The 13,277-nt window shown below is 40.0% G+C and carries 9 protein-coding genes, 1 tRNA gene, 2 rRNA genes and 1 pseudogene; 4 read left to right on the forward strand and 9 right to left on the reverse strand.

Features of this window, described 5'->3' with window-relative positions; translation table 11 throughout:
* From L3V33_RS00005 to L3V33_RS00015, 3 genes are all read left to right on the forward strand, one after another.
* Positions 1-97: ribosomal RNA gene (locus L3V33_RS00005) — 23S ribosomal RNA — on the forward strand; the annotation flags it as partial.
* A 113-nt stretch (positions 98-210) separates the two neighbouring features.
* Positions 211-326, forward strand: a 5S ribosomal RNA gene (gene rrf, locus L3V33_RS00010).
* 71 nt (positions 327-397) lie between these two features.
* Positions 398-488 (forward strand) — tRNA-Ser (locus tag L3V33_RS00015).
* A 352-nt stretch (positions 489-840) separates the two neighbouring features.
* Here L3V33_RS00015 and L3V33_RS00020 read toward each other — a convergent pair.
* The 9 genes from L3V33_RS00020 to L3V33_RS00060 form a co-directional block, all read right to left on the reverse strand.
* Positions 841-1,071 (reverse strand): transposase, encoded by a 231-nt coding sequence (locus L3V33_RS00020; protein WP_171311515.1) that lies wholly within the window; start codon positions 1,069-1,071, stop codon positions 841-843.
* Positions 1,072-1,744: 673 nt separating this feature from the next.
* A complete protein-coding gene (locus L3V33_RS00025) occupies positions 1,745-2,680 on the reverse strand; it encodes a LysR family transcriptional regulator (protein ID WP_114635631.1) in 936 nt (311 codons plus the stop codon).
* A 63-nt stretch (positions 2,681-2,743) separates the two neighbouring features.
* Positions 2,744-4,582, reverse strand: coding sequence for a glycoside hydrolase family 13 protein (locus tag L3V33_RS00030; RefSeq protein ID WP_114635630.1), 1,839 nt, complete (start codon positions 4,580-4,582; stop codon positions 2,744-2,746).
* An 89-nt stretch (positions 4,583-4,671) separates the two neighbouring features.
* Positions 4,672-6,645 (reverse strand): amylo-alpha-1,6-glucosidase, encoded by a 1,974-nt coding sequence (locus tag L3V33_RS00035; RefSeq protein ID WP_237288667.1) that lies wholly within the window; start codon positions 6,643-6,645, stop codon positions 4,672-4,674.
* Between the two features lie 85 nt (positions 6,646-6,730).
* The gene (locus tag L3V33_RS00040; protein ID WP_162808247.1) at positions 6,731-7,354 is read right to left on the reverse strand and encodes a hypothetical protein; all 624 of its coding nucleotides are present in this window, start codon (positions 7,352-7,354) and stop codon (positions 6,731-6,733) included.
* Positions 7,355-7,445: 91 nt separating this feature from the next.
* The gene (locus L3V33_RS00045) at positions 7,446-8,582 is read right to left on the reverse strand and encodes an ABC transporter ATP-binding protein (protein ID WP_114635628.1); all 1,137 of its coding nucleotides are present in this window, start codon (positions 8,580-8,582) and stop codon (positions 7,446-7,448) included.
* The gene (locus L3V33_RS00050) at positions 8,582-9,496 is read right to left on the reverse strand and encodes a sugar ABC transporter permease (protein ID WP_114635627.1); all 915 of its coding nucleotides are present in this window, start codon (positions 9,494-9,496) and stop codon (positions 8,582-8,584) included. Before L3V33_RS00050 ends, L3V33_RS00045 begins: the two co-directional genes overlap by 1 nt.
* Complete coding sequence (locus tag L3V33_RS00055; protein ID WP_114635626.1) at positions 9,496-10,794, reverse strand: ABC transporter permease subunit; 1,299 nt, start codon at positions 10,792-10,794, stop codon at positions 9,496-9,498. Before L3V33_RS00055 ends, L3V33_RS00050 begins: the two co-directional genes overlap by 1 nt.
* A 143-nt stretch (positions 10,795-10,937) precedes the next feature.
* Positions 10,938-12,071 (reverse strand): extracellular solute-binding protein, encoded by a 1,134-nt coding sequence (locus L3V33_RS00060; protein WP_171311523.1) that lies wholly within the window; start codon positions 12,069-12,071, stop codon positions 10,938-10,940.
* Positions 12,072-12,766: 695 nt separating this feature from the next.
* Here L3V33_RS00060 and L3V33_RS00065 point away from each other — a divergent pair.
* Positions 12,767-12,924 (forward strand): annotated as a pseudogene (locus tag L3V33_RS00065) (ISAs1 family transposase); the annotation flags it as partial.
* Positions 12,925-13,277: the final 353 nt, after the last annotated feature.

A 13,277-nucleotide genomic window follows, 5' to 3' on the forward strand; every position in this document is an offset into this window, starting at 1 on the left:
AAAGGGTTGTCGTAGACTACGACGTTGATAGGCAGGGTGTGTAAGTGCTGCGAGGCATTGAGCTAACCTGTACTAATTGCCCGTGAGGCTTAACCATACAACACCCAAGGGGTTTTGTGGACTCAGATATACCAGACCTTGAATGAGTTTGAAGAGATACTTTTATAGCTCTATTAAATAGAGAAACAGCTTTCCGAATTTTAAAATTTGCTTGGCGACCATAGCATTGTGGACCCACCTGATTCCATGCCGAACTCAGAAGTGAAACACAATAGCGCCGATGGTAGTGTGGGGTTTCCCCATGTGAGAGTAGGACATCGCCAGGCTTTAAATATCGTTACCTGTGTATGCATGTAACAACATCTACAGTGTACTAATCTGTTGATGACAATTTGTTGGAGGGATGGCTGAGTGGTCGAAAGCACCGGTCTTGAAAACCGGCAACCGTTAATAGCGGTTCTAGGGTTCAAATCCCTATCCCTCCACCACCATTGAAAAGCCCGCTGAGAAATCAGCGGGCTTTTTTTCGTCTAAAAAGTGTACAAAACAAGTATTCATTGTCCTAACTATGTCTTATACCAATCCGGAAAATTAACTGCTCAGGTCTATCCAATCTCTTTAGCACGTTTTGTTACGCGATCTTGGTAATCAATAAATCTATTCCAAGCGCAACAAACCTTGGAAATAATGTCATTATAATCAATGAAATTTTGGTTCGTTAGTAGGGTTGTTGTAATTCCAATAATTAACCTATCAATCGAGCCCAATATCTAAAGCTGAGAGATTGAACTCAGCGTTTATCTTCACAAAAGCTTTTCCAAGTACTACATACTGAGCTAACTATATCGTTATAGTTTTCAAAACACCTATTCGCTGCTTGTACTGACGAAGCCATTGCCAAACTTGCCCTATCGGGTTTAATTCGGGTGAATATGGCGGGATATGGATTATCGTGATGTTCTTAAAGTGATTGGCTAAGTGTGTTTGATGCCAGTTCGCTTGATCCATGATAACTACGGAATGTTTACCAGTAGGTGTTGCCGTTGAGAGCAAATCAACGTGCTTCGTCATTGCTCCCATGTTACTTTTGAACAGCTTTAGGTCGAGTTCCTCATTCAGCCCAAATCTTGGTTGTGGTATTACGTTGACCCAATCTAGCTTCCTCTTGAAACCAAACAAGTACTTTTTTAAGTGGATATGCGCAGGGATCTTAAGGAGCGTTTCTATTTGGAATTTTTAAATCGTCGTGGATTTACTGTGATTGTTTGGATGTATTGAACGAGAACTTATTCACGACAATTCCATGTGCTCAAGTAGTTAAAAGGTAGGGTTAGGATGATAGTGTTTATCAAAATGCTTAACGATGTAGTTATATACATCGGCTCTCGACAAGGCGTCGCTCGCCAGAAGGAGAATCAGCATCTTTCTTTATGAAGGTATTGAGTTGTTGGTGTATACGATATCGACAGATACTCTGAAAAAGGTTGTGCCTCGTAAATGCAGTATTTTGGGGAGATAGTCATCTAAGAAACTAAGCTGTGAAATACCTTAATAATGGTAAAATAGCAGAGTGGAAAGTCCAGTTTTGTTATAACGAACGCTCAAGTGAGTTAAATCATAGCGAGTGTCTACCCTATAAACAAAGTTATAGATCTAGATATGCTAGTTAGAAGCTAGCTATATACTGTGTGGCTTTGTCTCTAGGCTGATTTGATCAACAATGTCTTAAGGATGAAGAGCAAATTTAAACTCCACCATTGATTTGAGGGTTATTTTTAATTAATGCCTTGAATTGTTCCAATAGATCAATACTTTGTTTATTTTGCAATTTATCTTTGTGCAGATACGCGCCAATCGTCGCGTTACTAAAGCACTCTTTCATTTTAAGTGGGACAATATCAAGGGTATTGAAATAAGATCTCATGTTCATTGGGTAAGGCAAAATAGCATCACTGTTTTGCAGTAAATCAATTGCTGTTAACAGTGAGTTCGTATTGTAGATAACCTTTTCTTGTAAATAGTGACGTTTTTGAAAGGTTGTTAATTCTTCACTCTGTTGTTGAACTAAATGTGAAAATCGTTTTTTTGCCGCGCCTAAATCAACCGATGGAAAGCGAGCAATATCTTCGTTGCTACAGGTTATTTCAAGCAAAGGATGACCTTTTCTTACATAGACTTCTTCACTGCATTGAAAAAGGGGATGGAACAGTATGTCTTCATATTGTGCTAGGCCGAGTATTTCATGGCCAACAAAGATACTGATTTCGTCGCTGAGCAATAAGTTCATTAATTGTAGGTGATTCCCTACGTCAACAGAGATATTGCTGTGAGGATAAGAATCTCTAAAACCTTGTACGCAGTCTCGAATAAACAAATGCCACCATGCATCTCCACAACCAATTTTAAGTTCGGTTTGATGTCGGAGCTTATTCTTCTCTAATTTATTAAGGGTGTTTTCATAGAGGTTTTGCATCATTTTTGCTTGTTCGTAAAGTAACTCGCCACTAGAGGTTAGGGTGATCCCTTTTGAGTTACGATTAAACAACTTGCTGCCTAGTTTCTCCTCTAACTTCTGCATGTTATGACTTAATGTCGGTTGACTTAAGCAGAGATTATTAGCGGCTTGGGTGACGTTTTGAGTCTTAGCTACTTGAATGAATTGGATCATTAATTTAAACATAATAGCTCTTTACTTGAATAATAAAGAGCTATTTTATGTGGCTTATTACATGATATCTAGCGATTACTTCTTATTTTGATACATGGAGAAGCTAAAGGGTTCCAATGTTAAGGTCTCTTTTAATTTGCAAGCAGTATCGTTATAAATATCAGTGACATAATGATTTGACAATGAATCAGGAAGAGTAATATTAATCGTGTTTACACTGTTATTTATAACAATAGTAATGCACTCGTCTTTTAAGGTTTTTTGGTAGATAAGACATTGCTTTTCATTGTCGCTCATTAACCAATTAATGTGATGAGCACGCAGAGCTGGGTGCTGTTTGCGTAATTTGATGATCTGCATAATATGTCGTCTCATGTCCATATCATGTTTGCCCTCATCCCAAATCATGCATTTACGATTTAATGGATCGGCTCCGCCATCTAAGCCAATTTCACTACCATAATAAATACACGGTGTACCACTGTGAGTAAATTGGAATAAGTAGGCCAGTTTCACTTTCTCTTTATTGCCATCACAACGATGAAGAATACGAGCCGTATCATGGCTATCTAACAAGGAAAATGCCACTTCATTAACCGCAATCGGGTAGCTTGTGTTGACATCATTTACCGCATATTTAAACTGATTCGCATTGAGGTTACCATGAGCAAAAAATCCTATCATGGCATCGGATAATGGGTAATTCATTACGGCATCAAATTGATCACCAGCAAGCCAATTCATTGAATCATGCCACGCTTCACCTAAGATGTAGATCTCAGGTTTAATCGCTTTTAATTCATCACGGAAGCGTCGCCAAAAGCGTTGATCAACTTCGTTTGCGACATCTAAACGCCACGCATCGATATTGAAATTACGTACCCAATAGCGACCAACTTCAAGTAAATACGCCATCACTTCTGGATTTTCGGTATTTAACTTTGGCATGTTCTGCGCAAAGGCAAAGGTGCGATAGTTGAGATACTCTTTACTGTGCTGATCCTTTTTAGACTCGTCTAAAAGTGGGAACTTCTCAACATAGAACCAATCAATGTATTTAGAGTCTTTACCGTTTTTGATGACATCTTGCCATTGAAGAGAATCGGCACCAATATGATTGAATACGGCATCTAACATGACTTTCATGCCACGCTTGTGGGCTTCTGCTATTAGGGTTCTTACTGTGTCGTCATCACCAAAAGCAGGGTCAACTTTTAGATAATCAACGGTGTCGTATTTGTGATTCGTTTTACCTTGAGTAATTGGTGTGAAATATAAGCCTGTAATACCGAGATCTTGTAGGTAGTCAAGATGGTCAATGACACCTTGTAAATCACCACCAAAGAAGCTTTTAGTTTTCGGGTCTTCAGAACCCCAAGATAGTACATTTTTAGGTGAGATTGAGGGATCACCATTGGCAAAGCGCTCAGGGAATATTTGATACCAAACTGTCTCTTTTACCCAATGTGGTGGGCTAAATACATCGATGGGGTTCATGTATGGGAAGCAGTAAAAGTTGAGTAATTGGCTTAATACAGGATCTGCATCATCGGTGATGGTAAAAATTTGTTTTTCAGTAACGAGCAGTTTTTCGCTCTCTTCACCTTCAAGAATAAAAGCATAACGAGCACGGAAAAATCGTGGTTGTGCTTCGCAGAACCAGTAATCAAACAGTTCTGTTTCACACTCTTTTTCCATCACAAAGTTTTCGCCGCCACTCCAACCCATTGCATCTTCTGCATTTAGGTTGCCGCCACCGCCACCTGACGTCCAATCGTATGGATCACCAATTCTTAACGTAGCGTTATTGACTTCGCCTTTTGCTGTGCGAATACGCAAATGAAGTGTTTCTTTATCATAAGTATAAGAATAACTTGAGTGAGATCTATGATAGATCGCTGCTTTTGTAATCATGATTAATACCGTTTAATGAAAGTACCAACCAGAATAACTATCTGACGTAATAGCCACCCAGGTTAGTATAATTGTTTAAATATGCAATTCTATTTTTGGTGTATTTGTTCGTAATATTTCACGACGCGTAATACCTCACTCACGCTCCACGCTTGGGCGAAACAACCACGAGATTGACTTGGTGCGTAACCATCATAGATTTCAGCCAATTGACCAATACAGCCTTCGTATAGGCCATCTTGGTTATGCTCAATAAACTGCTCCACAATACGAAATAAATCTTTATCTTGTGGGAATTGGCGTAAGATCCCCATTAAGAATTGACCAATCATAAAGCCCCAAACTGTGCCTTGGTGATAGGCCATGTCTCGGTCAAAATGCGAGCCTGTACACACGGCTTTAAATTCAGGATCACTCATTGCAAGCGAGCGTAAACCCAAGGGTGAATATAGCTCTTTATAAATGGTAAGAATGACCGAACGTGCTCTTTCTTGACTTAATATTGGGAAAGGAAGGCCAACGGCATAAGCTTGATTTGGGCGAATTTGTTGGTTTACTTCACCTTCTTTAATCCAATCATTTAAATAACCAGTTTTGTTGTAAAACTCATCGTTAAAGGTGGTTTTTACTTGCTCTACCAGTGCAGGTAATTCTGGCATTGGTTTGTTCAGTTTTTGATTAAAGAAATCAAGAATAGACAACGCATTAAACCAAAGTGCATTGATTTCTACAGCGCAACCATGTCTTGGTGTCGGTACGATATCTCCGTAACGAATGTCCATCCAAGTAAGCTGATCAAAACCGCTGCCGCCGCTGATCAAGCCGTTATCAAGCATCTTAATCTCAAAGTCAGTACCGTTACGGTAATGCTGATAAATGTTAGTCATGCATTGATACGCTTCATCACGGATAAACTCTAGATCACCGCTTGCTTGGTAATATTCATATAAGCTAACAATGAAGAGTAGCGATGCATCAATGGTGTTATACATTGGCTCAACCCCAGCTTCAGGGAAAAGGTTAGGCAGTACACCACGACGTTCGTAACGGATAAATGTACGGAAGATCTGTCTTGCGTCTTCAAATTGATTGGTTGATAAATTGCAGCCCCATAATGCAATCATGGTGTCGCGACCCCAATCGGCAAAGAATGGGTAGCCTGCAATGATTGATTTGGATTCTGTTGAGTCACGGTCAACGACAAACTGCTCACTGGCACGAACCAATTGCTTTCCAAATAGGCTCTTTAGATTAGCGCGCTTGATGTACTCCTGTTGGCGCTTAATTTCTGCGTTAATCATTTTATCGGCAGTCTGTGTTTCTAGAGAAACTGCGCGATCTTCTTCAGCTTCAAACACTATCGAGAATTGTTCGTGCGTTTCAGTCCCAACAAAAGCAATGGTATGAAGCGCTATTTGAGCATCTGTTGCAGGACGGCCATCGCGAGCATCATAAGAAAAGTACAGACCCGACTCATAGCGAGGGGCATCCAATGCTGAATCAGCACCATTGTGACGATAAGTAAGTGCTTGACCGTTACTGGTGATTTTCCCATCTTGGTGTGCAAATTCTTGCTGTCTTGATAGGTTCTGTCCTTTTGCACAGAAGTGGTATTTTGGCGTTACATTTAATGTGAATGCTTGTTTTAACGGATTGAATATTTGATATTTTACAGCAAGGCGATTTACACCTTGAGCCATTACAATCGTTTTGGTGATCTCAATACCACGGATACGATACGTAAACTCTGGAAGATGAGTTTGAGTAAAATTATCAAACAGTAGGGTTGAATCTACAGTGTCATAAGGATTTACATTCGCTTGTGAAGAAAGTGGATGGGAGTCTCCGCTTGGTAAGGTAATACGGTCATCTAAGTGACGAACAAAATTAAAGCGATTGTTTGGTGCAACAAGACTTGCCATAAACAACGCGTGATCACTTCGACTGCAAGAGCCTGCAAGGGTAAGAGAAGAATAACCACCTAATCCATTCGTTAGCAGGTAGTTCGATTCTTCAAGGCGATCCATATCGCGAAAATTTGCTTTAGAAAGAGAGATTTTCATGTGAACCTTACAATTAAATATCAAATGTTATCTCGTGTTTATTTTATTCACGCTGTAGGTATTAAATAAACGAGGGAGTTTATAGTTAGCTTTTAATTTCGTTATAAATGAGTAATAGTTTTTGCACTTCACCTTGGGTATACGCGAGATCTTGGCTCTCTTCGTATCCCCACAGCGACGTAATTTGGACGTCATCTTTAGTCGGTGTTACTTTGAATGCCGCAATGCGTTCTTGCTCATTATCAGAAATGAAAAACAGATAAGGCTGAGGCTGTGTAAGCAGTGCGTTGTATTGAGAAGGCGTGGTATACACTGCATTCACGGCTTTGACGTTTTGAGTGCCATAAAAGCGCTGGGCTTCTGCTAATACAGGTAATGCCATTTCTTGCAGTTGTTCGTAACTGCTTTCTACATGAAACGATCCGCAATCACTTGGGATCTGATCACGCAGTGCTTTGTATTGCGTATTTATGATTTCTAATGGCAGCGTTAAATAGTCATTTTCAAACTGTTGTGCAGAAGCAAATAGCTCATCATTATTCACACATTGTTTAAAAATTTGCTGCTGCTCAATAAAGGTTGAGTAGTCAAATGATGGCTTAGGCAGGCTGCTGTAAGCAATGATAAAGCCGGTAATGAAAATAACGACAGCGACTGCAATATGAAGCATATAGTCGTGAATGCGTTGAAGTTGGCCGCGAAAATTCAAAATGTCACTCCTTTCTTTACGGTGTAAATATGCTCTATAAGGCATGGTTTATTACCCTCAATGAGATGAAGGCAATAATGGTGGTTGTGTTCTATTTCTTAAATTCAGCAGATTTGATTGAGTACTTGATGGACTCTTCCGTCTCAGTATCAAAGAAATGCAGCTTGGTATTGTCGATAACCAAGGTGATTTTTTCGTCGATATCAACGTCTGGTTCGCCGGTACCCAATGTGCCTACAAACATGTTCATTGGTGCGGCATTAAAGAACACGTTAATCGCATCGCCTAAGTATTCGCTGTTAAGTGCGGTAACTTCAAAACAACAATCAGGGAACGCATCGCGGTATTTTTTGCCAGAACGAATGGCACTAGAGCGTGCGCCCAATGTGACGGGTTTTCCGTTGTAGCCTGCATCGTTTAGGATCTGCTGGTCACTTTCATTCAAGGTAATAGTGAAAGAGTGACACATGAACTGGCCCCCTTCGTACATTCCTTCAATAAGGTTCATTGATGGCATACCCATGAAAGTCGCTACAAAACAGTTTTTAGGGTTAGTAAATAACTCTTTTGGTGAACCAATTTGCTGAACTTCACCCATCGACATTAATACGATGCGATCAGCCATGGTCATTGCTTCAACTTGGTCATGGGTTACATAAATTGTGATTGCGCCCTTAGCTCTGTGCATGCGAGAGATTTCAGTACGTGTTGTGGTACGTAATTTCGCATCTAAGTTACTTAACGGCTCATCCATTAGGTACAATTTAGGCGTACGAACCATGGCACGGCCTAAAGCCACACGTTGACGCTGTCCACCTGACAACTCTTTTGGCTTACGCTCTAGGTACTCTTTTAGAAATAAATCGTCAGAAATACTATCAACCGAGTTTTTGATGTCATCACATGGGTAATTGCGTAATTTTAAGCCGTAACCAATGTTGTCACGTACTGACATGTGTGGGTAAAGTGCATAGCTTTGGAATACCATCGCAATATCACGATCTTTTGAGCTAACATCGTTTACTACTTCACCATTGATGATAAATTCGCCATCAGTAATGTCTTCTAAGCCTGCAATCATGCGTAGCGTGGTGGATTTACCACAACCCGATGGGCCTACAAGAACAATGAATTCCCCTTCTTCAATATCGAGATTGAAATCACGTACCGAGCAGGTATCGGAATTGGGGTATTTTTTATTGATGTTTCTTAATGAAATTTTACTCATTAGCCTTTTACTCCACCAGACGTTAAGCCGCCCACGATATAATCTTGAAATTTATAGAAAACGATAACAGGCGGAATTGCTGCTAAGACCGCGCCTGCTGCGAATACGTTGTAGCTTGATTCTTTAATATTATTGATAAGACCCATAAGGCCAACCGCCAGTGTTTTCGCTTCTGAATCCATACTTGCAATCAGGAACTTAGGCATGATGATGTCGCCAATTGGACCTAAGAAACAGAATATAGCGATAACCATGATCATCGGTTTAACTAAAGGCAGCAGTATTTCTTTGAAGATCTGCATTTGAGTTGCACCATCAATTTTTGCTGATTCATCTAATGCACGAGGAATCGAATCGTAATAGCCTTTCATTAGAATCGTATTCATTGTGATGCCACCTGTCGTGTAGATGAGGATCATAAAGATATACGTATAAAGTGTGGCGTTGGCAGAGCTGTAAATGCCGATAGAGTTTGCAATCGCATACAGAGCAATTAAGCCACTGCCTGATGGGATGATTTGAATGATCAGCAATGACATTAATGCACTCTTACGAGATTGGTAACGATAACGAGAGTAAACAAACCCCGAAATTGTCACGATGAATGTAGAGAGGATCATGGTGATTATCGATACTAAGAACGTATTTCGGTACCAGCTTAAATAAGGCGTATCATTAAAAAGTCGAACAAAGTTTTTGGTTAAACTGAAATTTTCAGGGAAGAATGACGTAGAGTACAGTGAGTTACTGACGTTAAACGCACTCATTAATGTCACTAATATCGGGTATAGAATGATCACTGCCATCGAGATCAAAAACGCATAACAAAAAGCCACACCCATGTTCTTAGTGATGACATGACGATTAAAACGCTTCGCTTTGATTTGGCGTGCTAAAGGGATTGCTTTGTCCATTACATCACTTCCTCATTTTTAAAGGCACCTGCTTTCAACCATGAATACAAGACCACGGCACCAACAACAGTACTGGTGATTAAGGTATATACCGCCGCTTCGTTGTATTTAGCATCCATCATTAAGCGGAAACCAAGAGATGAAATCGTATCGAGTGGTTTGTAGATTGAGCCCACCGTTTGAACTGTTGCTTCACCTAACATGTAAACGATGGTGACGTTATTAAAATTGAAGGTAAATTGAGTAATGAATACCGGAGCAACACTTATTAATATCAAGGGGAGAGTGATGTCGAAGAAGTTGGTCCATGCGTTACCGCCATCAATCGCACTGGCTTCATACAAGTCATCAGGGATAGTTTGTAATACGCCTGTCACCAAGATAAATACGTAAGGGAAACCTAACCATGCTTGAATTAATATGATGGTGATTTTGGCGTAATCTGCGTTTAGGAAGAAGCCAATTGCTGTGCTTACATCATATTCGTTACCGGTGAAAAATGGGATAACCATGGTGTTCATGCCGCCAATCTTTGAGAAGAAAAGTTGGAAAACAAGAATGGTTAAGAAAGCAGGAACTGCCCAAGGTAGAATGTAGACAGTACGGAAGAACTTCTTCCCTCTGATATGTTTATTGTTTGCAACAACCGCAAGAACGGTACCTAGAACGATGGTGAGTGCAGAGGCGCAGAAAGTCCATGTTAGAGTCCAAGATAAGGTTTCTTGGAATGCGGCAGCTGTTCGTTCGTTCGTAAACAAACGCTCAAAGTTGGTAAAGCCTTTCCATTCAATAAGAAATGCTGGTGGTAAAACAGGGCGTTTGAAGTTAGTAAAGGCAACAACGATAGAAACAATCGCTGGTAATAAAGCAAAAACAAACAGTAATATGAACTTAGGTGCTGTAATTAGATTAGGTACAATTTCGTGTGATAATCCATGTACTTTTTCAGTAAAGGTAATCGCAAAACCAGACTCATCTATTTGTCGTTTTACGTCTTTTGCATCGCGAGCAAAAGCGTAATGCAATGCGAAAAAGACTAAAATCATCATTGCGCCAACGGTTGAACCCACCATGATAAGAAAAGAATCATCCACAAAGCGTTCTGCGCCAATAGTGATTTTTCCATTAGGTTGTTCGACAGCTAAAAGACGGAAGTTAGGAAGAGTGAATTGTATAAAAACCAATATCTCCAAAGCCAATATCGAGAACCCAAATAAAGCCTCTCGCATTCGACGTAGTGCAAGGTGTCCACTACCTGGAATCAGCATAGAGAACCAGAATACAAACTGTTGACTCATGTAAATAACCTACTTATTTATTAGTGTTGTGTAGATATGTCATGCCTTTGTATTACACGATGCCGGATGTACTCGACATCGTGTAGTTGATTTGAAACCTAGTTGATTTGAAAACTAAGTGATCTGCAAACTAAGCTAGCGGATTACATGTCTTCAATATCAACTTCAATCGTATCAACGGCGGCGTCTAATACCGCTTTGACATCTTGACCTTGTGCGATTTGAGCAAGACCCGTTTTCATTGGTCCCCACACTTTCATGAACTCTGGGATGCTTGGCATAGGTTGGCCGATGTTTGTCGCATCAAATATGGCTTTGTGTAGAGAGCCTTCTTTGTAATTAACAGACAGGCTAGGTGAGACTTCACGTGTGTCTGAATACCACTTGTTTGCATTCTCAGGAGTCGCTAGGAATTCAATAAAGGCACGAGCGCCTTCTTTGTTGTCACTGTAGCCGTTAACGGTCATCCCTTTTGTGCCTGTTAGAGCTTTATATGGATGACTGCCATCCCAACTTGGGATAGGTGCTGCACCAACATTAATGCCGGCTTTTTCGATATCAGCAATTGCCCATGGACCATTGATAATGGCTTTTACTTTTCCTTCCATGAAGTATTTCATCATGATGTCATAAGCAACGGTATCATCTTGCATTAGGGTCCAATGGCTCACACCACTTTTATATAACTCTTGGGCAGCTAAACCTGCTTTGATTGCATCAGGTGTATTTAAGCCGATATCTTGTGGATTATTGTCTTTGAAGATATAGCCGCCATTAGACATAAATAAGCCGCCAGTGAAGTAAAAATCAGTAAATTTTGCAGCCCACTCAGAAGGTGGAATTTCTTTAAGTGTTTTTGGTGCTTCATTTATCATGTCTTTGTTATATAGAAATAACGTTGTATCTGTAGACATTGGTAACATATAAGTTTGACCATTGTAGATTGATGCATTGGTAGCGGCATCTGTATAACCATTAACGGTAAAATTGGTTGGAGCAATTAAATGTTGATCCGCTAACTCACCGATTCGGTCGTTTGGGATCATGAAAATATCAGCAATATTACCTTTTTGAGTTGGTAGCGCTGCCAGTAAATCAAACATGCTTGTTGCTGCTACTTCTACCTTAAAGTCTTTCCCTTTATTGAACTGCTCTGCAAGTTCGGTGAAGTAAGGGACATAGCTTTTTTCAACGCCAATAACGATGTTTTCTGCAGCCATTGCAGTGTTACTTAGTAATAGGGCTGCTGAAACAGCAAGTGACAATTTCTTAATCATTTTATTGCTCCTGAATAGGGTAGGGTACTAGGTTGACAAAATAAATAAGGCATAAATTAAATAATATCAACAGCTTATTCTTTTTGTTAAGCGATCTCTCTAGAGTCACTCCGGTGACACATGTTTGTTGGTTTATAAGACTAACGTCATTCAAATCATCATAGGTCTTTGGTGGTAGGTGGTGAAATGCTATTTATATTTGGTGGCCATAGAAAAAATGCATATCACATAGATAAATGTTATCTAACGCAACGATATCTAAGGTATTCATGGTCTTTGATAAGTTAAAAACGTGAAGACAATAACAGTCTGTAGGACGAGATAAATAAGAGAAGAGACTGAGTGGTGTGCTTGCAATAAAAAGGGGCATTATTATCTTCACCTTTTACGCTAATATGATTTTTTGTGGGGTTACACTTTTGTTTAATCACTTTGATTAACATAGGACATATCCATTCGGCCCAAATCTTGTTCTTGAATATTGCTGTATTCGTGATCGACTTATTCTGTTAGTGGCAGTTTAATACCATCAGATTTTGCTTCATCTAGACAAATGCAAAGGTCTCTTCTCATTAGATCAACGACAAAGTCAAAATCGAATTTATCTTTTTTGTGATGGCACTTGCGCGGTTTTCTACTCGCCATGAACCCGCTGCTCCGTGTATTTGCGTATCAACCACTAGAAAACAGCCAGTATTATGTTAGACGGTGCGCTAGAAAATATAGCGGTGCTTAGACGTTTCGTTATCAACATGTAAAGCAATAAGATTACGGAGCGGCAAGCCAGAAAGTGAAGTTGAAGAAAGCGGGATGGAGCAACGATTATCTGGCGCGAATCTTGTTCGGGTTGTAAACCCATTGAAGTATGCTCGCGGCCCGCTATGACTGGTAAGATAACGCCAGAACATTGAGGCGGGAATTGCTAGTAGAACCTGAATTTGTAACCCTTTAAACCAAATAGAGAAATAAGAACGGAGATGAATACAAAGGTTTACATTACAAGGCTGCCGGCAAAACCTACCATGACCAAGTTAGTTTTTCTACGGTAAGTGTCTTTGTCTATATTTGAGATCTTCATGGTATTTCAGTGAAACTGAGAATAGTAAATCTTTGCTCAACGGGGCTTTTGGATATGAGTAACATACGTTATACCACTTTACAGTTAGCGCATGGGGTCGAGCATAAACTCATGGTTTTGTGTACTCA

Source organism: Vibrio sp. A2-1 (assembly GCF_021728355.1).
Taxonomy (GTDB): domain Bacteria; phylum Pseudomonadota; class Gammaproteobacteria; order Enterobacterales; family Vibrionaceae; genus Vibrio; species Vibrio splendidus_K.